Origin of the sequence: Klebsiella aerogenes KCTC 2190 (assembly GCF_000215745.1) — a bacterium.
In the GTDB taxonomy this organism is placed as follows: Bacteria; Pseudomonadota; Gammaproteobacteria; order Enterobacterales; family Enterobacteriaceae; genus Klebsiella; species Klebsiella aerogenes.
This window is the reverse complement of record NC_015663.1, coordinates 729,738-756,156: the sequence shown is the minus strand read 5'-3', so window position 1 is coordinate 756,156 and position 26,419 is coordinate 729,738. Positions and strand designations below refer to the sequence as shown.

Below are 26,419 nucleotides of genomic sequence, written 5' to 3'. Positions count from 1 at the left end.
GGCGTTATAGTTATCTCGCTTATTCTCAGGGCGGGGCGAAATTCCCCACCGGCGGTAAATCAACCTGCGCGTTGAAAGCCCGCGAGCGCTTCCAGTGAAAACGGGAAGGTCAGCAGATCCGGTGTAATTCCGGGGCCGACGGTTAAAGTCCGGATGGGAGAGAGTAACGGCTCAGTCGGGTTACGATCCGCTTGCGTTGACTTTTGCCGCTAAACCGGCACTCCTAAGACTGCCCTGATTCTGGTAACCATAATTTTAATGAGGTTTTTTTACCATGAATCAGACGCTCCTTTCTTCTTTTGGTACCGCTTTTGAACGTGTGGAACACGCTTTAGACGCACTGCGCGAAGGCCGCGGTGTGATGGTGCTTGATGATGAAGACCGTGAAAACGAAGGCGATATGATTTTCGCCGCCGAAACCATGACCGTTGAGCAAATGGCGCTGACCATTCGTCACGGCAGCGGCATTGTCTGCCTGTGCCTGACCGAAGATCGCCGCAAGCAGCTTGACCTGCCGATGATGGTGGAGAACAACACCAGCGCCTACGGCACCGGCTTTACCGTGACCATTGAAGCGGCAGAAGGCGTAACCACCGGCGTATCCGCCGCTGACCGCATCACGACCGTGCGCGCCGCCATTGCCGATGGCGCGAAACCCTCCGATCTCAACCGTCCGGGCCACGTCTTCCCGCTGCGCGCGCAGCCAGGCGGCGTAATGACCCGCGGCGGCCACACTGAAGCGACCATCGACCTGGTGACCCTTGCGGGCTTTAAACCGGCAGGCGTTCTCTGTGAACTGACTAACGACGATGGCACCATGGCGCGCGCGCCGGAGTGCATCAAGTTCGCTCAGCAGCACAACATGGCCGTGGTCACCATTGAAGACCTGGTGGCTTACCGCCGCGAGCACGATCGCAAAGCCAGCTAAGTTACCGCTGTTCTGATGACAAGCCCACTTTACGGTGGGCTTTGTTGTTTCTGGGTCGAGCTAATATGCTTTCTCTGCGGGTACATGGGAGAGATTTTTCACCTTCAAATTTTCTGATGATGATCATCACGCTTATCTGAGTTTATCTGCGGCTAAAAGCGCGTAATGTGAAGGAATCAAATACTCCCTACTGAAGGATACCATCATGTCCCGTACCCGTATGCCAGCGTTGTTTTTAGGCCATGGTAGCCCGATGAACGTGCTGGAAGATAATATCTATACCCGCGCCTGGCGTCATCTCGGCGAAACGCTGCCGCGGCCGAAAGCTATCGTGGTTATTTCCGCGCACTGGTTTACTCGCGGGACGGGCGTGACGGCGATGGAAGCGCCGAAAACCATTCATGATTTTGGCGGTTTCCCGCAGGCCTTATACGATACGCACTACCCTGCGCCGGGATCGCCGGAGCTGGCGCAGCATCTGGTTGACCTGCTGGCGCCGGTGCCCGTCGCCCTCGATAAAGAGGCGTGGGGTTTTGACCACGGTTCGTGGGGAGTGCTGATAAAAATGTACCCTGATGCCGATATTCCCATGGTTCAGTTAAGTATCGATAGCACTAAGCCCGCGGCATGGCATCTGGAGATGGGGCGTAAGCTGGCGTCGCTGCGTGATGAAGGCATTATGCTGGTGGCGAGCGGCAACGTGGTGCATAACCTGCGTACCGCGCGCTGGCATGGCGAAAGCACGCCGTATCCGTGGGCCCAGTCGTTTAACGACTATGTCAAAGCGAATCTGAACTGGAAAGGGCCGGTCGAAGCGCATCCGCTGGTGAATTATTTAAGCCATGAAGGTGGTTCGCTCTCTAACCCAACGGCTGAGCACTTCCTGCCGCTGCTCTATATTCTGGGAGCGTGGGATGGTGAAGAGCCGATAACGATCCCGGTCGAAGGGATGGAAATGGGGTCGCTGAGCATGCTGTCGGTGGTCGTGGGCGCCGCGTAACGGCAGCTATCGCACATGAAAAAACCCCGGCCACTCAGGTTGCCGGGGTTTGCCGTTATTCGACGAAAATGTGCGGATAGAAACGCGAAAGATCCTGGGTGATCAGCGCCCGATCTTCACGGATGCCGATCCCGGCAGGCTGGTCGTTAATAAGCCAGCTGCCAATCAGCGTATAGCTATCGCCAAATTTCGGCAGCGGATAAAACTCCTGCACGATGGTGCCTTCTTCCCCGTACGGACCTTCCACCGCCTCCACCACTTTGCCATTTTCAACGATCGACACGTTGGCGCCTTCGCGGGAAAAGATCGGCTTAATGACGTACTTCTCAAGCTGCGGATGGTTATCTTCGCTGAAGTAAGCCGCCAACAGGTTAGGGTGGTTGGGGAACATTTCCCACAGCATCGGCAGCAGCGCCTTGTTGGAGATAATGCTCTTCCATGCAGGCTCCAGCCAGCGTACGCCGGCGTCTTCCAGCTTGGTGGAGAACATCTCGCGCAGCATAAATTCCCACGGATAGAGCTTGAACAGATTACCGATGACCTGATCCTGTAAATCGGTAAACTGACCTTTTTCGCCAAGACCGATATCTTCGATATACAGGAACTCGGTGGCGACGCCCGCTTCTGCCGCGCAGTCCTGCAGATACTGTACGGTGCCGCGGTCTTCAACGGTATCGCGGCAGCAGGCCATATGCAGCAGCTGGAAGCCAAATTGTTCACGCAGCTCGCCGAAGCGTTCAATCAGCTTTTCCTGCAGGCTGTTGAACTGATCGCTGTCGGCAGGCAGATTACCGGCGTTAAGCTGATCTTCCAGCCAGATCCATTGAAAGAACGCTGCTTCATATAGCGAGGTTGGCGTATCCGCGTTGTTTTCCAGCAGCTTCGGTTCGCCCACGCCATCCCAGGCCAGATCCAGACGCGAGTACAGCGACGGCTGGTTGGTTTTCCACGACTGACGCACAAAGCCCCAGGTGTGCTTAGGGATGCGGAATTTGGTCATCAGCTCGTCGCTGGCGATCACTTTCTCAACGACCTGTAGACACATTTGATGCAGCTCGGCGGTGACCGCTTCGAGCTTTTCAACCTGCGCCAGCGTCAGCTTGTAGTAGGCCTCTTCGCTCCAGTATGGCTCGCCGTACATGGTGTGAAAGTTGAAGCCATACTCGGTCGCTTTCTCGCGCCAGTCCGGGCGCTCGGTAATGCTGATTCTTTCCATGCCGCTTAACCGCCCATCGAGCGTGAAGAGGAGCTGGAGCCCGCGGCGCTACGCTGCATCGCCGATTGCTTAGCGACGGATTCGCCGAAACCACCACGGGTGACGGTCGTGGTGGTGGCCGGTTTCGGCGCCATCGCGGTTTTCGGCACGTTCATGGTACGGCCCGGTTGCGCCGCGCCATAGCTCTTACCGCTGGCATCGGTGTACTGGCCGTAGGCCGGGCTGGCCGGGTTCTTCGAGCTAAACAGCGGCTGCTGCGCGGCCATGCCGCCGCCCATCAGGCGACCCATCATGTAGCCGGCCATCAGTGGCATCCAGAAGCTGCCGCTGCTTTGCGCCTGCGCCTGGTTTTCCGGGGCGACGCCAGCCTGAGCCGGCGCCTGCTGGCATTGGCCTTCGCCAAACTCGGCGACGCAGTCTTCACGGCTGGCGTATTTTGGCGCGGTGCGCGCGGCTTCTTTCACCGCGTTATTGTAGGCGGTGGTGCACTCTGCGGCTTTGCTTGGGTTAGCCGCGGAGCAGTCATCGGCGTTCTGATACAGAGAAACCGTCTCGTCAGTTTTTTCGCAACCGGCGAGCATAAAGACGGCGGTGACGGCAAGGGCGACCGGCGTCAGGTGGCGAGCGCTCCAGCTTTTGCGGAACGACGCATGATTAATATTTTTTGTCCGTTTCATATTTGTCTTCCAGGACCCAGTGGTAGTGCGTTTGTCAACGCTCAGGATAGAGTATGAGTGGTGGAAAATGAAGCGAAAGAGGGGAAAAGCGGAGGTCTTTACGTTGCCTTACGTTTAACGCCCCGCCTGACCCGAAGGCCAGACGAGGCGTCATCGCGTTCAACGATTAGTGGCTAAACGGATTAGAACCGCTGGTCTTCGTCGTACGGGCGGCAGCCGGCTGTGCGGATGCGGTGTTCGCATAACCGTCAGCGGCGGCGTCCTGCTGCGGGTTTTCCGGCGCGACGCTGTCTGGTGAAGTCGGAATCGCTTTACCCAGCGTGTTGTTCAGCGCGATCAGATCCTGCTCGTTCAGCGTGCCGAGAGCGGACTTGATGTTCAGCTCATTGATCAGGTAGTTATAACGGGCGTTGGAGAGCTGCTGCTTGGCGTTGTACAGCGTGGTGGTCGCATCCAACACGTCAACGATGGTACGCGTACCCACCGAATAACCCGCTTCCATCGCATCCAGGGAGCTCTGCGCAGAGACAACGGCCTGTTTGTAGGCATTGATGCTGCTGATGGAGGCATTCACGTTGTTAAACGACGAACGCACGGTCTGCACCACGCTGCGGTGCGCGCTTTCCAGCTGCTCGCTGGCGCCGACAAAGTTGTACTGCGCCTGTTTCACCTGTGAGTTAACCATCCCGCCCTGATACAGCGGCAGGGAGAAGCTCAGGCCGACTTTGTTTTGCCCGACATCGGCGTCCTGGGAAATGTTTTTGGAACCGCTGTAACGGTTATTAGAGACACCGGTAGAAGCATTCAAATCAAGAGTAGGTAAATGACCATCCTGCGCCTGGCGAATCTGCTCACGAGCCAGATCCTGGTTCAGACGCGCCTGCAGCAGCGACAGGTTGCGGTTTTCCGCTTCCTTCAGCAGCGCGTTCACCGCCTGCGGTTTGCTGGTTTTGAAGCCGTTAACGTTCAGCGACGCCAGCTCCGGGTAGTAGTTGCCGGTGACCTGACGAAGCTCTTCAACGGCGTTGTCGAGGTCGTTACGCGCGGTCACTTCATTTGCCAGCACGGCGTCGTATTGCGAGCGGGCGTTTTGTACGTCGGTGATGGCAACCAGGCCCACGTTAAAGCGCTGGGTGGTTTGGTCCAACTGACGATAGATGGCCTGTTTCTGTGCTTCGGTATAGGAGAGCGTATCGATAGCGGCCAGGACTTTAAAGTAAGCCGTCGCGGTATTCAGAATCAGCGTTTGCTGGTCAGTCTGATAGGTGACATCCTGAATGCCCGCCGCTTTTTCCTGCAGGGTCAACGCGCGCCATTTCGACATATCGAACAGGGTTTGCGTTAACTGCAATGAACCGCTGGTGACGTTGGAGTTCTGGTTTTTGTAATCACGGAACCCGCTGGTATAGGTATAATCCGCGCCCAGACCGAGTTGCGGCAGTAATGGGCTTCGCGCTTCGTTGATCTTTTCGAATGCAGCATCGCGATCGGCTGCCGATTTACGCAGGTCAGGGTTGCTAATACGCGCCTGCTGATAAACCTGCAACAGGTTCTCTGCCTGGCTCATGGCGCTGAAGCCAGTCAGGCCCAGGCCGATAAGGATGGGAAAAAGTTTCTTCATTTGCATTCCTTGTTGTGAAGCATTTAGCGCTACTCAAATTCTAAAAATAATCGCTGATTGTATCGACTCTGTCGCCGTAAAAAGTTGGCGTTACGTGCCATAGGGCGGTAATTTGCACCAATCTAACATACAGGCCGTAAAACGGTAGCCAAACGGCCTATAAATCCCTACTTTCGGATGAGCAGGACACAGACAATGAGCAAACCTAATCAGCAGGGAATTACCTTCTCTAAAAACGATGTAGAAATTATTGCACGGGAAACGCTCTATCGCGGTTTTTTTTCGCTCGATTTGTATCGTTTTCGCCATCGCCTGTTTAACGGCGGGATGAGCGGCGAGGTTACCCGCGAAATTTTTGAGCGCGGGCACGCCGCCGTCTTGCTACCCTTTGACCCGGTGCGTGATGAAGTTGTGCTGGTCGAGCAGATCCGCATTGCCGCCTATGATACCAGCGAGAGCCCGTGGCTGCTGGAAATGGTCGCCGGGATGATAGAAGAAGGCGAAACGGTAGAAGATGTCGCCCGCCGGGAAGCGTTGGAAGAGGCCGGGCTTGAAGTTGGGCGCACCAAACCAATATTAAGCTATCTGGCAAGCCCAGGCGGCACCAGCGAGCGGTTATCGATCCTGGTGGGCGAAGTTGATGCATCGACAGCAAAAGGCATTCACGGCCTGGCCGAAGAAAACGAGGATATTCGGGTGCATGTGGTGAGCCGGGAACAGGCTTACCAGTGGGTAGAAGAGGGGAAAATCGACAACGCGGCTTCTGTCATCGCCCTGCAATGGCTGCAGCTGCATTATCATAGCTTACGAAACGAGTGGAAATAATATGAAGCGTTATACACCTGACTTCCCGGAAATGATGCGCCTGTGCGAAACCAATTTCGCCCAGCTGCGCCGCCTGTTGCCTCGCACTGAGGCGGTCGGCGATATGGCGAACTATCAGGTGGGGGCGGCGCAATATCGATTAACGGTGGTCGAATCGACCCGCTACACTACATTAGTGACAATAGAACAGACTATGCCTGCGGTGAGCTACTGGAGCCTGCCGTCAATGACGGTGCGCCTGTATCACGACGCCATGGTGGCTGAAGTGTGTTCAAGTCAGCAGATTTTTCGCTTCAAAGCGAGATATGATTACCCTAATAAAAAGTTGCATCAACGCGACGAAAAGCATCAAATTAATCAGTTTCTGGCCGACTGGCTGCGTTACTGTTTAGCACATGGAGCGATGGCGATTCCGGTTTGTTAGCGTCGTGAAACCTAAGGACACCATTTGGAAAGCCTGTTAAACCTACCTCTGGCTGGTGAGGCCAGAGTCAGGATATTACAAATTACTGATACTCACCTGTTTGCTGAAAAACATGAAACGCTGTTGGGTATCAATACCTGGGAAAGTTATCAGGCTGTATTGGATGCGATACATGCCTCACAGCGTGAATGCGACCTGATTGTAGCAACAGGCGATCTGGCGCAAGACCACTCTGCCGCGGCCTATCAGCATTTCGCTGAAGGCATCGCGAGCTTTGCCGCACCCTGCGTCTGGCTGCCGGGAAACCATGATTTCCAACCGGCAATGTACAGCACGCTGCACGATGCCGGCATCTCTCCCGCAAAACGCGTCCTGTTGGGCGATCATTGGCAAATCCTGCTGCTGGACAGCCAGGTCTTTGGCGTGCCTCACGGCGAGCTGAGCGATTTCCAACTGGAGTGGCTTGAGCATCAATTGAATGCGGAACCTGAGCGCTACACGCTGCTGTTACTGCATCATCATCCGCTGCCGGCGGGCTGCAGCTGGCTCGATCAGCATAGCCTGCGCAACGCCGGGGCGTTAGACCACATCCTGAGCAACTATCCGCGGGTTAAGCACCTGCTATGCGGCCATATTCACCAGGAGCTGGATCTCGACTGGAACGGGCGGCGGATGATGGCGACGCCATCGACCTGCGTGCAGTTTAAGCCGCACTGCGCTAATTTCACCCTCGATACCGTCTCTCCAGGCTGGCGCTGGCTTGAACTGCATCCTGATGGCGTGTTGACGACTGAAGTCTGTCGTCTCAGCGGCGCCGAGTTTCACCCGGATATCGCTTCAGAAGGATACTGATGTCTACTCTTCTTTATCTGCACGGATTTAACAGCTCGCCGCGCTCGGCAAAAGCGACGGCGCTGAAAACGTGGCTGGCGCAGTACCACCCGGAAATTAACATGGTGGTGCCGGAACTGCCTGCTTTCCCGGCGCAGGCGGCAGAGATGCTGGAAGCCATCGTGCTGGAGCACGGCGGCGAGCCGTTAGGCGTGGTGGGGTCGTCGTTGGGCGGCTACTACGCCACCTGGCTGTCGCAATGTTTTATGCTGCCGGCGGTGGTGATTAACCCGGCGGTGCGGCCATTTGAACTGCTGAACAATTTTCTTGGCCCCAATGAGAATCCGTACACCGGGCAGCAATATGTGCTAGAGTCTCGCCATATTTACGATCTTAAAGTCATGCATATCGACCCGCTGGAAGCGCCTGACCTTATCTGGTTATTGCAGCAAACGGGCGATGAAGTGCTTGATTACCGCCAGGCTGTTGACTACTTCGCCTCCTGCCGTCAAACGGTCGAGGAGGGCGGTAATCACGCATTTGTTGGCTTTGAAGATCATTTCACCCAGATTATCGATTTTCTGGGCCTGCGCTAAGCGGTTCAGAACGACCTACGAATACACACCATGACGCAATCTTCATATAACGCTGATGCCATTGAGGTACTCACCGGGCTTGAGCCGGTTCGCCGCCGCCCGGGAATGTACACCGACACAACCCGTCCTAACCATCTTGGTCAGGAAGTTATTGATAACAGTGTGGATGAAGCACTGGCCGGCCACGCCAAACGCGTGGAGGTCATCCTCCATGCCGATCAATCGTTGGAGGTTATCGACGACGGGCGCGGGATGCCGGTCGATATCCACCCGGAAGAAGGGGTTCCGGCGGTTGAGCTGATCCTTTGTCGGCTGCACGCGGGCGGTAAGTTTTCCAACAAAAACTACCAGTTCTCCGGCGGCCTGCATGGGGTGGGGATCTCGGTCGTCAACGCCTTGTCTAAGCGCGTGGAAGTCAACGTGCGCCGCGATGGTCAGGTCTACAGCATCGCCTTTGAAAACGGGGAAAAAGTTGAAGACCTGCGCGTCACCGGCACCTGCGGTAAACGCAACACCGGGACCAGCGTCCATTTCTGGCCTGACGAAAGCTTCTTCGATAGCCCGCGTTTCTCCGTCTCGCGGCTAACTCACCTGTTAAAAGCGAAAGCGGTGCTGTGCCCGGGCGTGGAAATTGTGTTCCGCGACCAGGTGAACAACAGCGAGCAGCGCTGGTGCTATGCGGACGGCCTTAATGATTATCTGTGCGAGGCGGTCAACGGCCTGCCGCTGCTGCCGGAAAAACCGTTTGTCGGCAACTTCTCCGGTGAAACGGAAGCGGTGGATTGGGCGCTGCTGTGGCTGCCGGAAGGCGGCGAACTGCTGACCGAAAGCTACGTGAACCTGATCCCGACTATGCAGGGCGGTACGCACGTTAACGGTCTGCGTCAGGGGTTGCTCGACGCGATGCGCGAGTTTTGCGAATACCGCAATATTCTGCCGCGTGGCGTGAAGCTGTCGGCGGAAGATATCTGGGATCGCTGCGCGTACGTACTGTCGGTGAAGATGCAGGATCCGCAGTTCGCCGGGCAGACGAAAGAACGTCTGTCGTCGCGCCAGTGCGCGGCATTCGTCTCCGGGGTGGTTAAAGACGCCTTCAGCCTGTGGCTGAATCAGAACGTACAGGCGGCGGAGCTGCTGGCGGAAATGGCCATTTCCAGCGCCCAGCGTCGCCTGCGCGCCGCCAAGAAAGTGGTGCGCAAAAAGCTCACCAGCGGCCCGGCGCTGCCGGGAAAGCTGGCGGACTGCACCGCGCAGGACCTGAACCGCACCGAACTGTTCCTCGTCGAAGGGGACTCGGCGGGCGGTTCGGCGAAACAGGCGCGCGACCGTGAATATCAGGCGATTATGCCGCTGAAAGGCAAGATCCTGAACACCTGGGAAGTCTCTTCCGATGAAGTGCTCGCTTCGCAAGAAGTGCACGACATTTCGGTGGCGATTGGTATCGACCCGGATAGCGATAACTTAAGCCAGCTGCGTTACGGTAAAATCTGTATTCTCGCCGATGCCGACTCGGATGGTCTGCACATCGCTACCCTGCTGTGCGCGCTGTTCGTGAAGCATTTCCGTACCCTGGTGAAAGAGGGTCACGTGTACGTCGCGCTGCCGCCGCTGTATCGTATCGACCTGGGTAAAGAGGTTTACTACGCGCTGACGGAAGAAGAAAAAGCCGGCGTGCTGGAGCAGTTGAAGCGTAAGAAGGGTAAGCCGAACGTACAGCGCTTTAAAGGGCTGGGCGAGATGAACCCGATGCAGCTACGTGAAACCACGCTCGACCCGAACACCCGCCGCCTGGTGCAGCTCATCATCACCGATGAAGACGAGCAGCAAACGACCGCGGTGATGGATATGCTGTTGGCCAAGAAGCGTTCTGAAGACCGCCGCAACTGGCTGCAGGAAAAAGGCGATATGGCGGATCTCGAAGCCTAAGCCGACGTCAGCCGCCAGATGCGAAAAAGGGAGCCTCAGGCTCCCTTTTTACTTCTTACTTCTGTCGGGCTTATACGCCAGCCTGCAAAATGCGGATACTGGTTTCCAGCACGTCGCCTTTTACCGCTTCGGCGTAAGCCTTCATGTGCGGCGTTTGCAGATGCGCTTCGAGATGCGCGACGCTTTCCCACTGCTCGACCATTACGATCGAATCCGGGGCGGAGGTCTGGAAACTCACGCCGGCGGCGTGGTCAACCAGCGGCGCGTAGCCGTGGCAGCCTTCTTCCTGCAGTACCACAGGGACAATTTTAGCGAACTGATCCAGTACCGCCTGACGGTGGTGTTGGCCCGGACGAGTACGAATTTCGGCAATCACTGTTAACATGGTTAACTCAACTCCTTCTGTGTGTAGGCTTCTAGTTAACCAAAAATCTCGGCCAGATGCTTGCGATATTCTGCGATGACGTGTGGAACGTCAGGCATTTTAATTACGTCGTTGGCGATAAAGGTCGGCATCGCGCTCATGCCAAGGAACTGATTGGCTTTGTGGAACGGCAGGTAAACGCCATCAACGCCGACGCCGTGGAAGAACTGATCTTTATCGGTGAAGGCTTCCATCGGCGCGTTCCAGGTCAGCGACAGCATGTACTGTTTGCCCTGAATCAATCCGCCGGAGCCATATTTTTTGCTGTCATCGGAGCGGGTACGGCCATCGCTGGCGTACAGAGCGCCATGGCCTTCGGTGAAGACGTCATCCATGTACTTTTTCACGGTCCAGGGCGCGCCCATCCACCAGCCTGGCATCTGCCAGATAACCACATCGGCCCACAGGAAATTCTGCACTTCTTCTTTTACATCGTACTCGCTCTCCGCGCGGACGATTTTAACATCATGCCCGACGTCGCGCAGATAACCATCCGCGACCTCGGTCAGGGTGTCGTTCAATTGGCCATTAGAGTGAGCGAATTTTTTCGCCCCGTTGATAATCAGGATGTTGCTCATTTTTTGCCCTCAACCTATTAAATTTGTCAGCAATTTTACCCCGCGAAGCGGGGCAGTAAAATGAGCAAAATGTGCAAAGTCTTTTGCATTTTTGGCAATAATGTGGCTACCAGTAAACGCGCGCCTCGAAGCCGCCGTCGCGCGCGTTAGCAAAATCAACCCGCATGCCGTGCAGTGCGGCGATGCGGCGAACGATCGATAAGCCTAATCCGCTGCCGGGGGCATCCTGGCCCGGCGGGCGATAAAAACGCTCGCCAATGCGCGCCAGCGCTTGCGGGCTAATGCCTGGACCATTGTCGCGAACCCGGAATTCGCGGGCGGAAAGGGTGATATCCACCCGGCTACCGCGCGGGCTATAGCGCACGGCATTATCCAGCAGATTGCGTACCAGCAGGCTGAGCAGCAGCGGCTGGCCGGTGCGGACGATATTGCTGGCGTTCAGATGCAGGCGTAACTCAATGGCGGACTGCTGCGCGTGGTGATACATCTCCATTACAGCCGACTGCAACAGGTCGTCGATGGCGACCGGCTGCACGTCATCCAGTTGCGCAAGGGAATCCAGCCGCGACAGCGTAAGTAATTGATCGACCAGCCGAGTGGCGCGGTCGATGCCCTGATGTAATTGCGCCAACGCTTTATCCCGACCTTCGGGATCGTCCATTGAAAGCTGGGCGACTTCGGTTTGCACCTTCAGCGCCGCCAGCGGGCTGCGCAACTCATGGGCGGCATCAGAGGTAAAGCGACGCTCGCGTAGCATGGTTTCGTGGGTACGGCTGAATAGCTGATTCAGGGCATCGACCAGCGGGCGAACTTCTGAAGGGATTTTGTCGTCCGACAGACGTTCCGCCGAATCCGGCGCGCGCTGGCGCAGGGTTCGAGCCAGTTTCTTCAATGGCGCCAGCTCACGGCTTAATAGCACGATGAGCAGCACGAACATCAGCGGTAGCGCGACCAGCCACGGCGTGAGCTGCGAGGTAACGATATCCATCGCCATTTCCCGGCGATAATCCCACTCCTGGCCGACGGCGATACGATGGCGGCCGTCAGCGGTGGTCAGCCACAGAAAACGCCATTCGTCGTCATCGCCGCGCAGGTAGCCGTCGCTGAAGCCTTCGCGCTGCGAACCCCATTGAATATCTTCGCCGTTTTCACCATCGTTAAGCACCATTTTTCCGTCGTGGGTGAAAATAGCGAAGGCCAGCGCGTCATCATCAAGATGGCCGTGTTTAACTTTTTCTTTTCGCGGATCTGCGCCGGCCGCGCCTGCAGCTCATCGACATTCATGGCGCTCAGGCGGCGGGCGAAGAGCAGTTGTTGGGTATCAAACAGCTTATCCAGCTTTTCGCTGGTCTGCTGCCAGGCGATCACGCTGGCAATCCCCCAGGCGGCGCTGGTGAGCAGGACAAACAGCAGCGTCAGGCGCAGGCGCAGGCTCAGACGGGCGAGTCGTTTCATGCGTCACCCAGGGTATAGCCGATGCCGTGCACGGTGCGGATAAAACCGCTGCCGAGTTTGCGCCGCAGATGATGAACGTGAACTTCCACGGCGTTGCTGGAGACCTCGTCGTCCCAGTTATAAAGCTTTTCCTCGATAAGCTTACGCGGCAATACGCGCCCCGCGTTGCGCATAAGCAGTTCCAGCAGGGCGAACTCCTTCGGCTTCAGCGCCAGGCTTTCGCCATCAAGGCTGGCGGTTAAGCGGTTCGGGTCGAGGGTCACCTTACCGTGGCGTAGCTCGCTGCTGCTCTGGCCGTGAGCGCGGCGGATCAGCGCTTCGAGACGTGCCGCCACCTCAATGAGGGCGAAGGGTTTACACAGATAGTCATCGGCGCCGAGCTGAAGCCCTTCAACCCGCTGGCTAAGCGCGTCGCGGGCGGTGAGGATCAGCACGGGTTCATTACGGCCTTTATCGCGCCATTCGCGCAGAATATCGAGGCCGTCAATGCCGGGGAGAGTAAGGTCAAGTATCGCGGCATCATAAGGGGCGCTATATAAGGCGTTTTTGCCCTCCTGGCCTGCGGTAAACCAGTCGATGCTGAAGCCCATTTTGCTCAGCCCGGCTTTAATGCCGTCACCGATCAGTTTGTCATCTTCCACCAATAATATGCGCATGTTTCCCTCCGACGATCCCGTTTCTTTGCGCAGTAAACCGCGTTGATGCAGGGGATGTACAGCATTAAAATTTCTTTTTTCCGCTTAAGAAGTCGTTAAGTTTTGTCAGGCGTAATAGGAGCCATACCAACACATAAGGGAGATTATAAAATGAAAAAAATTGCTGCGATGACCGCGATTATTGCTTTGGTTTCCATGCCGGTACTGGCCGCCGGGCAGGGTGGATTCACCGGACCGTCTACTACCACTACCTCGCAGGCCGGCGGCTTCACCGGGCCGAGCGGCGCGGTGACCACCGTGGCGAACGCCAAGTCGCTGCGCGATGACACCTGGGTGACCCTGCGCGGTAAAATCGTCGAGCGCATCTCTGATGATCTGTATAAATTCCAGGATGCCTCCGGCGTGGTGAACGTCGATATCGACCACAAGCGCTGGAACGGCGTGACCGTCGGCCCGCAGGATACGGTAGAAATTCAGGGTGAAGTCGATAAAGACTGGAACTCGGTAGAGATTGACGTGAAGCAGATCCGTAAAATCGCGCCATAACGCCCGCGCCAGAGTGCGCAAGATCGGTCAGGAATCGCTATCCTCGCTCTGGCAGAGTGTGTCGCGTGGAGGAGACGATGAACGATATTAAGGCCAGCCCGGCGTACGTCGGGCGTTTTCAGCGAGTCTGTTTGTACATTGAGAACCATCTTGATGAGCCGCTAACGCTGGAGGCGCTGAGCGCGATTGCGTATAGCTCGCCTTACCATTTTCACCGGCAATTTAGCGCGTATACCGGCGTTCCGCTGTACCGGTATATTCAGTGGTTACGCCTGCGGCGCGCCTGTTGGCGCCTGGCCTTCAACCCGCACGATAAAATCATCGATATTGCCCTTGATGCCGGATTTCAAAATTCGGAGTCGTTCAGTCGCGCCTTCCGTACCGCGTTTGATCAAAGCCCGACTCAGTTCCGTCAGCGACCGGATTGGGCCGAGTGGCATCGACGCGTACCGAAACATACGCTACAGGAGCAAACTTCGATGGACGTAAACATCATTCAATTTCCAGCCACAAGGATCGCCGTATTGCAACATCGCGGGAGCCCGGACCTGGTCAACGCCACCGCCGCGCGTTTTATCGCATGGCGCAAAACGAGCGGGCTGTCGCCAGTCGCCACCAGCGAAACCTGGGGCATTGCCTGGGACGATCCGCAAACAACGCCAGGCGACGCGTTTCGTTTTGATATCTGCGGCACCGTTGAGCGACCGATTCGCGAAAACGCGTTTGGCGTGATTAACGGCGAGATCCCGGCAGGCCGTTGCGCAGTGGCCCGCCATCACGGTTCGCTGGACACGCTGGCGCAAAGCGTTTGGTTTCTCTATCGCGACTGGCTGCCCGCCTCCGGGGAGACGCTAAGGGATTTTCCGGTGTACTTCCGCTACCTCAATTTTGTGCATGAAGTTGGCGAGCATGAACTCCGCACCGATATTTATTTACCGTTAGCCTGATTGATATCCTCATCCTCTTTAACCGATCTCACTTCCTGTGACTCAGGGCGTGAGATCGGGTATTATCGCGGGTAGTTTTGCCGCCGCAATGGCCGCGTCCCAGATTGAGGATCCACGATTAATGAGCGATATGGCAGAGCGCCTCGCGCTACATGAATTCACGGAAAATGCCTACCTGAACTACTCCATGTACGTCATCATGGACAGGGCATTACCGTTTATTGGCGATGGCTTAAAGCCGGTTCAGCGCCGCATTGTCTATGCAATGTCCGAGTTGGGCCTGAACGCCAGCGCCAAGTTCAAAAAATCCGCCCGCACCGTCGGCGACGTGTTGGGTAAATATCACCCGCACGGCGACAGCGCCTGCTATGAAGCGATGGTGCTGATGGCGCAGCCGTTCTCTTACCGCTACCCGCTGGTAGATGGGCAGGGGAACTGGGGCGCGCCGGACGATCCGAAATCTTTCGCGGCGATGCGTTACACCGAATCCCGCCTGTCGAAATACGCCGAACTGCTGCTCAGCGAACTGGGTCAGGGCACCGTCGATTGGGTGCCGAACTTTGACGGTACGCTGCAGGAGCCAAAAATGCTGCCGGCGCGTCTGCCGAACATCCTGCTGAACGGTACCACCGGCATTGCGGTCGGTATGGCTACCGATATTCCGCCGCACAACCTGCGTGAAGTGGCGCAGGCGGCGATTACGCTGCTGGAAAAACCGAAAACCACGCTCGATGAGCTGCTGGATATCGTGCAGGGGCCGGACTACCCGACCGAAGCGGAAATCATTACCCCGCGCGCGGAAATTCGCAAAATCTACCAGAACGGCCGCGGTTCGGTGCGCATGCGCGCCGTGTGGACGAAAGAAGACGGCGCGGTGGTGATTAGCGCGCTGCCGCATCAGGTGTCCGGCGCGCGCGTGCTGGAACAGATCGCCGCGCAGATGCGTAACAAAAAGCTGCCGATGGTTGATGATCTACGTGATGAATCGGATCATGAAAACCCGACCCGTCTGGTGATCGTGCCGCGTTCCAACCGCGTGGATATGGAGCAGGTGATGAACCACCTGTTCGCCACCACCGATCTGGAAAAGAGCTACCGCATCAACCTCAACATGATCGGCCTGGACAATCGTCCGGCGGTGAAAAACCTGCTTGAAATCCTGACGGAGTGGTTGACCTTCCGTCGTGATACCGTGCGTAACCGCCTGAACTACCGTCTGGAAAAAGTCCTCAAGCGCCTGCACATCCTCGAAGGTTTGCTGGTCGCGTTCCTCAACATTGATGAAGTGATTGAGATAATCCGCCACGAAGATGAACCAAAGCCGGCGCTGATTGCCCGCTTCGGCATCAGCGAAACCCAGGCGGAAGCGATTCTGGAATTAAAACTGCGTCATCTCGCCAGGCTGGAAGAGATGAAGATCCGCGGCGAGCAGAGCGAGCTGGAAAAAGAGCGCGATCAGCTGCAGGCGATTCTGGCCTCCGAACGCAAGATGAATAACCTGCTGAAGAAAGAGCTGCAGGCCGATGCCGATACCTTTGGCGACGATCGCCGTTCGCCGCTGCGCGAGCGCGAAGAAGCGAAGGCCATGAGCGAGCACGATATGCTGCCGTCCGAGCCGGTCACTATCGTTCTGTCGCAGATGGGTTGGGTGCGTAGCGCCAAAGGCCACGATATCGACGCGCAGGGACTGAGCTACAAAGCCGGTGATAGCTGGAAAGCGTCGGTGAAAGGCAAGAGCAACCAGCCGGTGGTGTTTATTGATACCACCGGGCGCAGCTACGCCATCGACCCGATTACGCTGCCTTCTGCCCGCGGCCAGGGCGAGCCGGTCACCGGTAAAGTGACGCTGCCGCCGGGCGCCAGCGTAGAACATATGCTGATGGAGTCAGACGATCAGAGGCTGCTGATGGCCTCCGATGCCGGCTACGGTTTCGTCTGTACCTTCAACGACCTGGTGGCGCGCAACCGCGCCGGTAAGGCGCTGATTACGCTGCCGGAGAACGCGCATGTGATGCCGCCGCTGGTCATTGAAGACGATGCCGATATGCTGTTGGCGATTACCCATGCCGGACGCATGCTGATGTTCCCGGTGAGCGATCTGCCGCAGCTGTCGAAAGGCAAAGGCAACAAGATTATCAACATTCCGTCGGCGGAAGCCGCCTCCGGCCAGGATGGTCTGGCGCACCTGTTTGTCCTGCCGCCGCAGAGCACGCTAACTATCCACCTCGGCAAGCGTAAGATCAAACTGCGTCCGGAAGAGCTGCAAAAAGTCACCGGCGAGCGCGGCCGTCGCGGTTCGCTGATGCGCGGCCTGCAGAAAATCGACCGCGTGGAGATCGACTCCCCGCGCCGCGCCTCAGCTGGCGACAGCGAAGAGTAAGATCCGCATCCTTCACCCGGCTGGAGGATGCGAAAATTTGCCGCAAAATCGTTGTTTATTCAGGCATTGCGATTAACATGTCCTCCAGGGGCGGAGATTTTCCGCCCCGCGTTGAGAGGGCAGCGGTGTCCTGAGCCTGTGATTCAACGGGTATAACGCTAAGCGGTTTGGGTTTCAGAGGAAGCTATGTTATTTATTTTTCGACTAATTTTTGTTGTCATTTATTGCATCGTCGTGTGCATATTTGGCAGTCTTTACTGCTTGTTCAGCCCGCGCAACCCTAAGCACGTCGCGACGTTTGGTCATCTGTTTGGCCGCCTGTCCCCGGTATTTGGCCTGAAAGTCGAACTGCGTAAGCCTGCGGACGCGGAAAGCTACGGCAATGCGATCTACATCGCTAACCACCAGAACAACTATGATATGGTGACAGCGTCGAACATCGTGCAGCCGCCGACGGTTACCGTGGGTAAAAAAAGCCTGTTATGGATACCGTTCTTTGGCCAGCTTTACTGGCTGACGGGCAACCTGCTGATTGACCGCAATAACCGAACCAAAGCGCACGGCACTATTGCCGAAGTGGTGAATGCGTTTAAAAAGCGTAAAATTTCGTTCTGGATGTTCCCGGAAGGGACCCGCAGCCGCGGCCGCGGTCTGCTGCCCTTTAAAACCGGCGCGTTCCACGCGGCCATCGCCGCTGGCGTACCGATTATTCCAGTATGCGTGTCGAATACATCGAACAAAATTAAACTCAATCGCTGGAACAATGGTCTGGTGATTGTCGAGATGCTGCCGCCGGTCGATACAAGCCAGTTTGGTAAAGATAACGTGCGCGCGCTGGCGACACACTGCCGCGAGATGATGTCCGCTAAAATCGCCGAGCTGGATAAAGAAGTGGCCGAGCGCGAAGCGGCTGGAAAGAAATAATACAGGAAACGCCGCGAACGCGAGCGTATTGCTGGCGGGAAACGAATTCCCTTTTTGCATTGTCAGTATTTCATGGAGTTAATATGTCACTCAGTCGGCGTCAGTTTATTAAGGCTTCAGGTGTAGCGCTGTGCGCGGGCGCCGCGCCGCTGAAGGCTCATGCCGCCGGCCAGCAGCCGGTGCTCCCCATTCCGCCTCTGCTGGAATCCCGTCGCGGTCAACCGCTGTTTATGACCCTGCAACGTTCTCACTGGTCATTCACCCAGGGAACGCGCGCGCCGGTATGGGGCATCAATGGCCGCTACCTGGGGCCGACCATCCGCGTCTGGAATGGTGATGACGTCAAACTTATCTACAGTAACCGCCTGACCGAAAATGTTGCCATGACGATTCGCGGCCTGCAGGTGCCGGGGCCGCTGATTGGCGGCGCGGCGCGCATGATGTCGCCGAATGCGGATTGGGCGCCGGTATTGCCGATTCGCCAGAGTGCGGCCACTTTGTGGTATCAGGCGAATACCCCGAACCGGATGGCGAAACAGGTTTACAACGGCCTGGCGGGAATGTGGCTGGTAGAAGACGAGGTCAGCAAAAACCTGCCGATCCCGAACCACTACGGCGTTGATGACTTCCCGGTGATTATTCAGGATAAGCGGCTGGATAACTTCGGCACTCCGGAATATAGCGAACCGGGCAGCGGTGGTTTCGTGGGTGATACCCTGTTGGTCAACGGCGCGCAGGGGCCTTATGTCGAAGTCTCTCGCGGCTGGGTACGACTGCGTCTGCTGAACGCGTCTAACTCGCGCCGCTATCAGCTGCAGATGAGCGATGGCCGCCTGCTGCACGTTATCTCAGGCGATCAGGGCTTCCTGCCGGCGCCGGTCTCACTTAAGCAATTGTCGCTGGCCCCCGGCGAGCGGCGTGAAATTCTGGTCGATATGACCAACGGCGATGAAGTGTCGATTACCTGCGGCGAAGCGGCGAGCATTGTCGACCGTATCCGCGGTTTTTTCGAGCCGTCGAGCATTTTGATCTCCACGCTGGTGCTGACGCTGCGTCCGACCGGGCTGCTGCCGCTGGTTACCGATAGCCTGCCGGTGCGCCTGCTGCCGACCGAGCTGCTCTCCGGCACGCCGCTGCGCAGCCGTGATATTACTCTTGGCGACGACCCAGGCATCAATGGCCAACTGTGGGATCCGCAGCGCATTGATATCACCGCTCAGCAGGGAACGTGGGAGCGCTGGACCGTGCGCGCCGACCGCCCGCAGTCGTTCCATATTGAAGGCGTGATGTTCCAGATCCGTAACGTCAACGGGACCATGCCGTTCCCGGAAGATCGGGGCTGGAAAGATACGGTGTGGATTGATGGGCAGGTGGAACTGCTGGTGTATTATAACCAGCCTTCCTGGCCGCACTTCCCGTTCCAGTACCTGAGCCAGACGCTGGAGCTCGCCGACCGCGGCTCGATTGGCCAGATCCTGGTGAATCCAGCGCCGTAATATCCGCAACCCTGGCCGCAACCCGGTCAGGGTTTGAGAAAATCCTCCTTCATTTCCACTATCATTCCGGCTTATAATCCACGCCCTTTTTGGTTATTTTTTTATCATTTTCCCCGGAAGCAATATGAGCGCAATATCCCTGATCCAGCCGGATCGTGACCTATTTTCCTGGCCGCAATACTGGGCTGCCTGTTTTGGCCCTGCGCCATTTTTACCGATGTCGCGTGAAGAGATGGATCAACTTGGCTGGGATAGCTGCGACATTATTCTGGTGACCGGCGACGCCTACGTCGACCATCCAAGTTTCGGCATGGCTATCTGCGGCCGTATGCTGGAAGCGCAGGGATTCCGCGTAGGGATCATCTCCCAGCCGGACTGGAACAGCAAAGAAGACTTCATGCGCCTGGGTAAGCCGAATCTGTTCTTCGGCGTCACTGCGGGCAATATGGACTCAATGATCAACCGCTATACCGCCGACCGTAAGCTGCGCCATGACGACGCCTATACCGCCGGCAACGTCGCGGGTAAGCGCCCGGACCGCGCGACGCTGGTTTATACCCAGCGCTGTAAAGAGGCGTGGAAAGACGTGCCGGTGATCCTCGGCGGTATTGAAGCCAGCCTGCGCCGTACCGCGCACTACGATTATTGGTCCGATACCGTACGCCGCTCAGTGCTGGTGGATTCGAAAGCCGATATGCTGATGTTCGGCAATGGCGAGCGCCCGCTGGTAGAAGTGGCGCATCGTCTGGCGATGGGCGAGGCCATCGGTGATATTCGCGATGTGCGTAATACCGCGATCATGGTAAAAGAAGCGTTGCCGGGCTGGAGCGGCGTTGATTCCACGCGTCTGGATACGCCGGGCAAAATCGACCCGATTCCGCATCCGTACGGTGAAGACCTACCGTGCGCCGATAACAAACCCGTGCCCCCGAAAAAAGCCGAGGCCAAAGCCGTTGTCGTGCAGCCGCCGCGGCCAAAACCGTGGGAAAAAACCTACGTGTTGCTGCCATCCTTCGAGAAGGTCAAAGGCGACAAAGTGCTCTATGCCCACGCGTCGCGCATTCTGCACCATGAAACTAACCCCGGTTGCGCCCGTGCGCTAATGCAAAAGCACGGCGAGCGTTATATCTGGGTTAACCCGCCGGCGATCCCGCTGTCGACTGAAGAGATGGACAGCGTCTTTGCGTTACCGTACAAGCGTGTGCCGCATCCTTCTTATGGCGATGCGCGTATCCCGGCCTACGAGATGATTCGCTTCTCCATTAACATCATGCGCGGTTGCTTCGGTGGTTGTTCTTTCTGCTCGATCACCGAGCACGAAGGGCGCATCATCCAGAGTCGCTCCGAAGATTCGATAATCAATGAAATCGAAGTGATTCGCGACACGGTCCCCGGCTTTACCGGCATTATTTCCGATCTTGGCGGCCCAACCGCCAATATGTATATGCTGCGCTGTAAATCGCCGCGCGCTGAGCAGACCTGCCGCCGTCTCTCCTGCGTCTACCCGGATATCTGCCCGCACATGGACACCAACCATGAGCCGACGATTAATCTGTACCGCCGCGCTCGTGACCTGAAAGGCATTAAGAAAATCCTTATCGCATCGGGTGTGCGTTACGACATCGCCGTAGAGGATCCACGCTATATCAAAGAGCTGGCGACCCACCACGTCGGTGGCTATCTGAAGATCGCTCCGGAGCATACCGAAGAGGGGCCGCTGTCGAAGATGATGAAGCCGGGCATGGGCAGCTATGACCGCTTTAAAGAATTGTTTGATACCTATTCGAAGCAGGCGGGTAAAGAACAGTACCTGATCCCGTACTTTATTTCCGCCCATCCAGGGACGCGCGATGAAGATATGGTGAACCTGGCGCTGTGGCTGAAGCGTCATCGCTTCCGTCTCGACCAGGTACAGAATTTCTACCCGTCGCCGCTAGCGAACTCAACCACCATGTATTACACCGGCAAGAACCCGCTGGGTAAAATCGGCTATAAGAGCGAAGATGTGGTGGTGCCGAAGGGCGACAAACAGCGCCGTCTGCATAAAGCGCTGCTGCGCTATCACGATCCGGCAAACTGGCCGCTGATCCGTCAGGCGCTGGAAGCGATGGGTAAAAAGCATCTGATTGGTTCACGCCGTGATTGCCTGGTGCCGGCACCGACGCTCGACGAGATGCGTGAAGCGCGTCGCCAGAACCGTCATACCCGTCCGGCGCTGACGAAGCATACGCCGGTTGCGCATCAGCGCCAGACGCCAGCCGCCTCGGGGGCGAAAAAGCGTATCAAGCCGAAGACGGCGTCCCGCTAAGCCGCTTCCCCGGCGGTTCCGATCGCCGGGGGAAAGCCTGTCACACAAGGAGAGAGAACGATAATGACGCCGGTAATCCTGTCACGACAGCAGCTAGATAGGTTGTGGGAGATAGACCGCAGCGAAATTATCGACACCCTTTATAAGCTCGATAATGGCCAACTCCAGGCGTACCCGCAGTATTATGATGTGCGAGGTTGGGATCCTCACGATCGCCAGGTTTATACGCCTATTCACGAGGCCTGCTACGATCGCGGCGGTATATTTTTCGCCTTTTTCGAGCAGAATAAAATTATTGCCGCGGCGGCGATGGATACTTTGCCAAGGGGTGAAAAGGGCGATCTGCGCCAACTGTTATTCTTTTATGTGGGCGCGGCGCAGCGCGGCCAGGGATGGGGGCGACGTTTGTTTGACTATGCGCTGCAGCAGCTTCCTGCTCTTGGCGCATCCGGCCTGTATATTTCGTCCATCCCCAACAAAAGCACCGTTGATTTTTATCTCTCCCAGGGCTGTCGTTTAATTGATAAGCCCGACCCGGAGCTGTTTGCTCTGGAGCCTGAGGATATTCATTTAATTTGCGAAAGCCTTTAGCGCCGCGCGGCGCTAAAGGCAAAAGTTAAGGGGATTAACCGCCGAACTGATCCGGGTCGGGGCCGAGACGTTTGCCCTGGTCCAGCTTAGCGATTTCACTAAGTTCGTCTTTGTCGAGACGGAAGTCCCAGACGTCAAAGTTTTCCGCAATACGTGATGGCGTGACGGATTTCGGGATCACCACCAGTCCGCTGTCGAGATGCCAGCGAATGACGATTTGCGCTGGCGTTTTGCCGTATTTATCCGCCAGATGGTGAATAATTTTCTGATCGAAGACCCCTTTGCCGCCTTGCGCTAATGGGCTCCAGGATTCGGTCTGGATTTTGTGGGTGGCGTTCCATGCATGTAGTTGACGCTGCTGCATTAACGGGTGGAGCTCAATCTGGTTGATCACCGGAGCGACGCCGGTTTCATCAATCAGCTTTTGCAGATGTGGCACCTGGAAATTACATACCCCAATGCTTTTTGCCAGCCCTTGCTGCTGCAATTCGATCAGCGCCTGCCAGGCTTCGACGTAATGGCCTATCGCTGGCACCGGCCAGTGAATTAAATAGAGATCCACATAGTCCAGTTTCAGCTTGCTCAGGCTCTCTTTTAGCGCTTCATGCGGCCGTTTTTGATCGTCGTTCCACAGTTTGGTAGTGATGAAGAGCTCATCGCGATTGACGCCCGCGCTGCTTAACGCGTTGCCGACGCCAGCCTCATTTTGGTACGCGGCGGCGGTGTCAAAAGAACGATAACCGACTTCCAGCGCCTTATGAATGGCGGAGACGACTTCCTCGTTGCCTGCTTTCCACACGCCGAGACCCAACTGCGGCATCAGGTTGCCGTCGTGTAGTTTTATAACGGTTGGATGTGTCATGCCTTCCTCCTGTTAATGAACTCAGCGTGAAAAATCCGCCGAGGGGTAGCATTAAGTCTGGACGAAATAGCTAAAAACGGTAGTAAAAACACCTCTCCCCGGCGTTTGTTTAACGTAAGGAGAGGTGAATCAGGTGGGGAGAACTTAGCGGGCAGCCTCGTAAATACGGCGGCTGACGTCCAGAGTGATATCCTGATTTTCGCCAAGTTTAGTCATGCCGTGCTCTTCCAGTTTCGCCAGCAGCGCCGGGATGGAGCTACCGTCGAGACCGTAATCGGAAAGGCGAGTCGGCACACCCATCTGCTCGAAGAAACTCCGGGTTGCGGCGATAGCGGCATCGATACGTTGCTCTTCGGAACCTTCGGTAATATTCCACACACGCTCGGCGTACTGCAGCAGCTTAGCGCGCTTGGTATCGCGTTTCTCATTCCACAGCGCCGGCAGCACGATAGCCAGCGTCTGAGCGTGATCCAGGCCGTGCATCGCCGTCAGTTCGTGGCCGAGCATATGCGTCGCCCAGTCCTGAGGGACGCCTGCGCCAATGAGGCCGTTCAATGCCTGCGTCGCCGCCCACATAATGTTGGCGCGCACGTTGTAGTTCTCCGGCTCCTGCAGCGCTTTCGGGCCATCTTCCACCAGCGTTAGCAGAATGCCCTCCGCGAAACGGTCCTGAATTTTGCCATCAACCGGGTAGGTCACGTACTGCTCAACGGTATGGACGAAAGCGTCAACGACGCCGTTAGCGACCTGGCGTGGCGGCAGGGTGTAGGTATAAACAGGATCGAGGATCGCAAAGACCGGCTGAACGTGTTCGGACATAAACGCGCGTTTATCGCCGGTGGTTTTACGCGAGATAACCGCGCCTTTATTTGATTCGGAACCGGTCGCCGGCAGGGTCAATACTGAGCCCATCGGAATAGCGCGGGTAATCTTGCTGCCGTAGGTTTCCAGAATTTCCCACGGATCGATATTCGCGTCATAGTGCGCGGCCGCGGCGATAAATTTGGTGCCGTCGAGCACCGAACCGCCGCCAACCGCCAGCAGGAAGGTCACGTTCTCTTCACGAGCGATTTTCACCGCGTTCATCAGCGTTTCGTAAGACGGGTTTGGCTCAATCCCGCCGAATTCCAGCACGTCAAAGCCAGCCAGCGCGCTCAGTACCTGGTCCAGTACGCCGGTTTTCTTCACGCTACCGCCGCCGTAAGTCACCAGCACGCGAGCGCCGGCTGGGATTTGTTCGCGCAGGTCGGCGATGGCGCCTTTGCCGAACAGAATGCGGGTTGGGGTATGTAAATTGAAGTTATTCATGGCTGGTGCCCTCATAAAGATGAAACTCCCGGCAGAAAGGACGACTCTCTACCCGATGGCGGCTATTGTGTTCCTGCGACCGTTTCCTCTCAATGCACATTCCTGCCATTGTCTTGCCCATTTCTCCATTGGGCTGGAGAAAAAGAAGGAAACTACGCACAATAAGCTTGTAGAAAAGTCGTCGGAGAAGCAGCGAAAATGAACCGTGCCGAGATATGCCAGCTATTAACGGATAAAGTTAACAAGCTGAAAGATAAGCAAGAAATGCTAAGTGAACTGCTGCCGGATATCCGTCTGCTGTACGGGACGCAGCCGGGCACCCGTACGCCGGTGATGTACCAGCCGGGGATCGTTTTTCTCTTTTCCGGCCATAAAATTGGCTATATCAATGAACGAACTTTCCGTTATGACACCAACGAATATTTATTGTTAACCGTCCCGCTGCCGTTCGAATGCGAAACCTTCGCGACCCCAGAAGTGCCGCTGGCGGGAATGCGGTTGAATGTCGATATTTTGCAGTTGCAGGAGCTGCTGATGGATATCGGCGAAGATGAGCTTTTTCAGCCGTCGGTCGCCTCCAGCGGGATCAACTCGGCGGTGTTATCAGAAGAGATCCTCTGCGCGGCGGAGCGCCTGTTAGACGTGATGGAGCGGCCGCTGGACGCGCGCATTCTCGGCAAACAGATTATCCGCGAGATCCTTTATCACGTCCTGATTGGCCCCTGCGGCGGCGCGCTGCTGGCGCTGGTCAGCCGACAGACGCACTTTAGCCTGATTAGCCGCGTTCTGAAGCGTATTGAAAGCCAGTACACCGAAAACCTCAGCGTCGACCAGCTGGCGGCGGAAGCGAATATGAGCGTCTCGGCGTTTCACCATAATTTTAAATCGGTCACCAGCACCTCGCCGCTGCAGTATTTGAAGACCTATCGTCTGCATAAGGCCAGAATGCTGATGATCCATGACGGCATGAAAGCCAGCGCGGCGGCGATGCGCGTCGGCTACGAAAGCGCCTCGCAGTTTAGCCGCGAGTTTAAACGCTATTTCGGTATTACGCCGGGTGAAGATGCCGCGCGTATTCGCACGATGCAGGGGATTTGATAAGGATGCGGCGCCTGTAGCCCCGGTAAACGGTAGCGCTACCGGGGATTTTGAGGCCATCCGGGGCGAGTGAATCAGGCGCTGCAGTATTTCTTCTTGATAACCACAATAACCGTACCAACGAGGCCGGTTACCAGCAGGGCGATCGGCAGCACCATCAGGCAGGTCATGACCTGGTCTTCGTGGTTTTTCACGAACGGGATCATGCTCAGCGCATAGCCAAGACCGGTGACGACACCAACCCACAGCAGGCCGCTCAGCCAGTTAAAGAACTGGAAACGACGATTCGGCAGGCCGGAAATGCCCGCCATGGTTGGCAGCAGAGTGCGGACAAACGCCAAAAAGCGCCCGGCCAGCAGCGCCAGCAGGCCGTGTTTATCAAACATGTTGGTGGCGCGCTGGTGATATTTGTGCGGCAGATGCGACAGCCAGCCTTTCACCATATTGGTATTACCCAGCCAGCGCCCCTGTAAATAGCTCAGCCAGCAGCCGAGGCTGGCGGCGGCGGTTAGGATGGCGAGAGTGGGGACAAAATCCATGACGCCTTTAGCGATTAGCGCGCCGGCGAGCAGCAACAGGCTATCGCCCGGTAAAAACGAAGCCGGCAGCAGCCCGTTTTCCAGAAACAGGGTCGCGAACATGACCAGATATACAAAACCCACAACGTGAGGGTTTGCCAATGCGGCAAAATCATGTTGCCACAGCGCGGCGACAATCTCTTGAATGACAACCATGGACTTTCCTAAGTGGTACCGTTTTTCGACTAGTGTACTCCTGAAGCGGCCCGAGCACCTTGATCTCG

23 protein-coding genes, 2 pseudogenes and 1 riboswitch are annotated in these 26,419 nt (G+C 56.6%); of the genes and pseudogenes, 15 read left to right on the top strand and 10 right to left on the bottom strand.

What is annotated here, in order from left to right:
- The first annotated feature begins 17 nt into the window (after positions 1-17).
- Positions 18-169: riboswitch (FMN riboswitch) on the top strand.
- Positions 170-274: 105 nt separating this feature from the next.
- Together ribB and ygiD are read left to right on the top strand one after the other, a co-directional pair.
- Complete coding sequence (gene ribB, locus EAE_RS03680) at positions 275-928, top strand: 3,4-dihydroxy-2-butanone-4-phosphate synthase (protein WP_015703517.1); 654 nt, start codon at positions 275-277, stop codon at positions 926-928.
- A gap of 205 nt (positions 929-1,133) precedes the next feature.
- Entirely contained in the window at positions 1,134-1,928 is a 795-nt protein-coding gene (gene ygiD, locus EAE_RS03675) for a 4,5-DOPA-extradiol-dioxygenase (RefSeq protein WP_015703516.1), read from the top strand.
- Between the two features lie 55 nt (positions 1,929-1,983).
- Here ygiD and EAE_RS03670 read toward each other — a convergent pair whose 3' ends face one another.
- From EAE_RS03670 to tolC, 3 genes are all read right to left on the bottom strand, one after another.
- The gene (locus EAE_RS03670) at positions 1,984-3,144 is read right to left on the bottom strand and encodes a glutathionylspermidine synthase family protein (protein ID WP_015703515.1); all 1,161 of its coding nucleotides are present in this window, start codon (positions 3,142-3,144) and stop codon (positions 1,984-1,986) included.
- Positions 3,145-3,149: 5 nt separating this feature from the next.
- Entirely contained in the window at positions 3,150-3,821 is a 672-nt protein-coding gene (locus tag EAE_RS03665; RefSeq protein WP_015703514.1) for a DUF1190 family protein, read from the bottom strand.
- Between the two features lie 166 nt (positions 3,822-3,987).
- Entirely contained in the window at positions 3,988-5,442 is a 1,455-nt protein-coding gene (tolC, locus tag EAE_RS03660; protein WP_015703513.1) for an outer membrane channel protein TolC, read from the bottom strand.
- Between the two features lie 195 nt (positions 5,443-5,637).
- Here tolC and nudF point away from each other — a divergent pair, with 195 nt between their 5' ends.
- The 5 genes from nudF to parE are packed head-to-tail and all read left to right on the top strand — an operon-like array spanning position 5,638 to position 10,044.
- The gene (gene nudF / locus EAE_RS03655) at positions 5,638-6,267 is read left to right on the top strand and encodes an ADP-ribose diphosphatase (protein WP_015369649.1); all 630 of its coding nucleotides are present in this window, start codon (positions 5,638-5,640) and stop codon (positions 6,265-6,267) included.
- 1 nt (position 6,268) lies between these two features.
- Entirely contained in the window at positions 6,269-6,691 is a 423-nt protein-coding gene (locus tag EAE_RS03650; RefSeq protein WP_015703512.1) for a DUF1249 family protein, read from the top strand.
- Between the two features lie 24 nt (positions 6,692-6,715).
- Positions 6,716-7,543, top strand: coding sequence for a 3',5'-cyclic-AMP phosphodiesterase (cpdA, locus tag EAE_RS03645; RefSeq protein ID WP_015703511.1), 828 nt, complete (start codon positions 6,716-6,718; stop codon positions 7,541-7,543).
- Positions 7,543-8,118: an esterase YqiA gene (gene yqiA, locus EAE_RS03640; protein WP_015369652.1), complete on the top strand. Its 576-nt coding sequence runs from the start codon at positions 7,543-7,545 to the stop codon at positions 8,116-8,118. Before cpdA ends, yqiA begins: the two co-directional genes overlap by 1 nt.
- A 30-nt stretch (positions 8,119-8,148) precedes the next feature.
- The gene (parE, locus tag EAE_RS03635; protein WP_015703510.1) at positions 8,149-10,044 is read left to right on the top strand and encodes a DNA topoisomerase IV subunit B; all 1,896 of its coding nucleotides are present in this window, start codon (positions 8,149-8,151) and stop codon (positions 10,042-10,044) included.
- Between the two features lie 70 nt (positions 10,045-10,114).
- Here the strand turns inward: parE and EAE_RS03630 are convergent, their stop codons facing one another.
- From EAE_RS03630 to qseB, 4 genes and pseudogenes are all read right to left on the bottom strand, one after another.
- The gene (locus EAE_RS03630; RefSeq protein WP_015369654.1) at positions 10,115-10,429 is read right to left on the bottom strand and encodes a putative quinol monooxygenase; all 315 of its coding nucleotides are present in this window, start codon (positions 10,427-10,429) and stop codon (positions 10,115-10,117) included.
- 35 nt (positions 10,430-10,464) lie between these two features.
- Positions 10,465-11,046, bottom strand: a complete 582-nt coding sequence (locus tag EAE_RS03625) for an NAD(P)H-dependent oxidoreductase (RefSeq protein ID WP_015703509.1) — start codon at positions 11,044-11,046, stop codon at positions 10,465-10,467.
- A gap of 106 nt (positions 11,047-11,152) precedes the next feature.
- Positions 11,153-12,501: pseudogene (gene qseC / locus EAE_RS03620) on the bottom strand (quorum sensing histidine kinase QseC).
- On the bottom strand, positions 12,498-13,157 hold the full coding sequence (gene qseB / locus EAE_RS03615; protein WP_015369657.1) for a quorum sensing response regulator transcription factor QseB: 660 nt from the start codon (positions 13,155-13,157) through the stop codon (positions 12,498-12,500). The pseudogene qseC and the gene qseB overlap by 4 nt, the downstream one beginning before the upstream one ends.
- A gap of 150 nt (positions 13,158-13,307) precedes the next feature.
- On the opposite strand from qseB, the gene EAE_RS03610 reads away from it, so the two are divergent.
- The 7 genes and pseudogenes from EAE_RS03610 to EAE_RS03580 all read left to right on the top strand — a co-directional run bounded on the left by EAE_RS03610 (position 13,308) and on the right by EAE_RS03580 (position 22,349).
- Positions 13,308-13,703 (top strand): YgiW/YdeI family stress tolerance OB fold protein, encoded by a 396-nt coding sequence (locus EAE_RS03610; RefSeq protein WP_015703508.1) that lies wholly within the window; start codon positions 13,308-13,310, stop codon positions 13,701-13,703.
- 77 nt (positions 13,704-13,780) lie between these two features.
- A complete protein-coding gene (locus EAE_RS03605; RefSeq protein ID WP_015703507.1) occupies positions 13,781-14,650 on the top strand; it encodes an AraC family transcriptional regulator in 870 nt (289 codons plus the stop codon).
- 121 nt (positions 14,651-14,771) lie between these two features.
- On the top strand, positions 14,772-17,030 hold the full coding sequence (gene parC, locus EAE_RS03600; RefSeq protein WP_015703506.1) for a DNA topoisomerase IV subunit A: 2,259 nt from the start codon (positions 14,772-14,774) through the stop codon (positions 17,028-17,030).
- A gap of 186 nt (positions 17,031-17,216) precedes the next feature.
- On the top strand, positions 17,217-17,954 hold the full coding sequence (gene plsC, locus EAE_RS03595) for a 1-acylglycerol-3-phosphate O-acyltransferase (RefSeq protein ID WP_015369660.1): 738 nt from the start codon (positions 17,217-17,219) through the stop codon (positions 17,952-17,954).
- Positions 17,955-18,037: 83 nt separating this feature from the next.
- The gene (gene ftsP / locus EAE_RS03590) at positions 18,038-19,450 is read left to right on the top strand and encodes a cell division protein FtsP (protein ID WP_015369661.1); all 1,413 of its coding nucleotides are present in this window, start codon (positions 18,038-18,040) and stop codon (positions 19,448-19,450) included.
- A 33-nt stretch (positions 19,451-19,483) separates the two neighbouring features.
- A pseudogene (locus EAE_RS03585) lies at positions 19,484-21,822 on the top strand (YgiQ family radical SAM protein).
- Entirely contained in the window at positions 21,822-22,349 is a 528-nt protein-coding gene (locus tag EAE_RS03580) for a GNAT family N-acetyltransferase (RefSeq protein ID WP_015703504.1), read from the top strand. The pseudogene EAE_RS03585 and the gene EAE_RS03580 overlap by 1 nt, the downstream one beginning before the upstream one ends.
- A 34-nt stretch (positions 22,350-22,383) precedes the next feature.
- Here the strand turns inward: EAE_RS03580 and dkgA are convergent, their stop codons facing one another.
- Positions 22,384-23,211 carry a 2,5-didehydrogluconate reductase DkgA gene (gene dkgA, locus EAE_RS03575; protein ID WP_015369664.1) on the bottom strand — a complete coding sequence of 276 codons (828 nt, stop codon included), beginning with the start codon at positions 23,209-23,211 and terminating at the stop codon, positions 22,384-22,386.
- 144 nt (positions 23,212-23,355) lie between these two features.
- Complete coding sequence (gene yqhD / locus EAE_RS03570; protein ID WP_015703503.1) at positions 23,356-24,519, bottom strand: alcohol dehydrogenase; 1,164 nt, start codon at positions 24,517-24,519, stop codon at positions 23,356-23,358.
- A 198-nt stretch (positions 24,520-24,717) separates the two neighbouring features.
- Between yqhD and EAE_RS03565 the strand changes: the two genes are divergently transcribed.
- A complete protein-coding gene (locus tag EAE_RS03565; protein WP_015703501.1) occupies positions 24,718-25,617 on the top strand; it encodes an AraC family transcriptional regulator in 900 nt (299 codons plus the stop codon).
- Positions 25,618-25,691: 74 nt separating this feature from the next.
- Here the strand turns inward: EAE_RS03565 and yghB are convergent, their stop codons facing one another.
- Entirely contained in the window at positions 25,692-26,351 is a 660-nt protein-coding gene (gene yghB, locus EAE_RS03560; RefSeq protein ID WP_015369667.1) for a DedA family general envelope maintenance protein YghB, read from the bottom strand.
- Positions 26,352-26,419 lie beyond the last annotated feature (68 nt).

What these genes read in the sequence shown, in the direction of transcription:
- ribB (WP_015703517.1), top strand. Translation starts at nt 275, where the DNA reads ATGAATCAGACGCTCCTTTCTTCTTTTGGTACCGCTTTTGAACGTGTG.
- ygiD (WP_015703516.1), top strand. Translation starts at nt 1,134, where the DNA reads ATGTCCCGTACCCGTATGCCAGCGTTGTTTTTAGGCCATGGTAGCCCG.
- EAE_RS03670 (WP_015703515.1), bottom strand. Translation starts at nt 3,144, where the DNA reads ATGGAAAGAATCAGCATTACCGAGCGCCCGGACTGGCGCGAGAAAGCG.
- EAE_RS03665 (WP_015703514.1), bottom strand. Translation starts at nt 3,821, where the DNA reads ATGAAACGGACAAAAAATATTAATCATGCGTCGTTCCGCAAAAGCTGG.
- tolC (WP_015703513.1), bottom strand. Translation starts at nt 5,442, where the DNA reads ATGAAGAAACTTTTTCCCATCCTTATCGGCCTGGGCCTGACTGGCTTC.
- nudF (WP_015369649.1), top strand. Translation starts at nt 5,638, where the DNA reads ATGAGCAAACCTAATCAGCAGGGAATTACCTTCTCTAAAAACGATGTA.
- EAE_RS03650 (WP_015703512.1), top strand. Translation starts at nt 6,269, where the DNA reads ATGAAGCGTTATACACCTGACTTCCCGGAAATGATGCGCCTGTGCGAA.
- yqiA (WP_015369652.1), top strand. Translation starts at nt 7,543, where the DNA reads ATGTCTACTCTTCTTTATCTGCACGGATTTAACAGCTCGCCGCGCTCG.
- parE (WP_015703510.1), top strand. Translation starts at nt 8,149, where the DNA reads ATGACGCAATCTTCATATAACGCTGATGCCATTGAGGTACTCACCGGG.
- EAE_RS03630 (WP_015369654.1), bottom strand. Translation starts at nt 10,429, where the DNA reads ATGTTAACAGTGATTGCCGAAATTCGTACTCGTCCGGGCCAACACCAC.
- EAE_RS03625 (WP_015703509.1), bottom strand. Translation starts at nt 11,046, where the DNA reads ATGAGCAACATCCTGATTATCAACGGGGCGAAAAAATTCGCTCACTCT.
- qseB (WP_015369657.1), bottom strand. Translation starts at nt 13,157, where the DNA reads ATGCGCATATTATTGGTGGAAGATGACAAACTGATCGGTGACGGCATT.
- EAE_RS03610 (WP_015703508.1), top strand. Translation starts at nt 13,308, where the DNA reads ATGAAAAAAATTGCTGCGATGACCGCGATTATTGCTTTGGTTTCCATG.
- EAE_RS03605 (WP_015703507.1), top strand. Translation starts at nt 13,781, where the DNA reads ATGAACGATATTAAGGCCAGCCCGGCGTACGTCGGGCGTTTTCAGCGA.
- parC (WP_015703506.1), top strand. Translation starts at nt 14,772, where the DNA reads ATGAGCGATATGGCAGAGCGCCTCGCGCTACATGAATTCACGGAAAAT.
- plsC (WP_015369660.1), top strand. Translation starts at nt 17,217, where the DNA reads ATGTTATTTATTTTTCGACTAATTTTTGTTGTCATTTATTGCATCGTC.
- ftsP (WP_015369661.1), top strand. Translation starts at nt 18,038, where the DNA reads ATGTCACTCAGTCGGCGTCAGTTTATTAAGGCTTCAGGTGTAGCGCTG.
- EAE_RS03580 (WP_015703504.1), top strand. Translation starts at nt 21,822, where the DNA reads ATGACGCCGGTAATCCTGTCACGACAGCAGCTAGATAGGTTGTGGGAG.
- dkgA (WP_015369664.1), bottom strand. Translation starts at nt 23,211, where the DNA reads ATGACACATCCAACCGTTATAAAACTACACGACGGCAACCTGATGCCG.
- yqhD (WP_015703503.1), bottom strand. Translation starts at nt 24,519, where the DNA reads ATGAATAACTTCAATTTACATACCCCAACCCGCATTCTGTTCGGCAAA.
- EAE_RS03565 (WP_015703501.1), top strand. Translation starts at nt 24,718, where the DNA reads ATGAACCGTGCCGAGATATGCCAGCTATTAACGGATAAAGTTAACAAG.
- yghB (WP_015369667.1), bottom strand. Translation starts at nt 26,351, where the DNA reads ATGGTTGTCATTCAAGAGATTGTCGCCGCGCTGTGGCAACATGATTTT.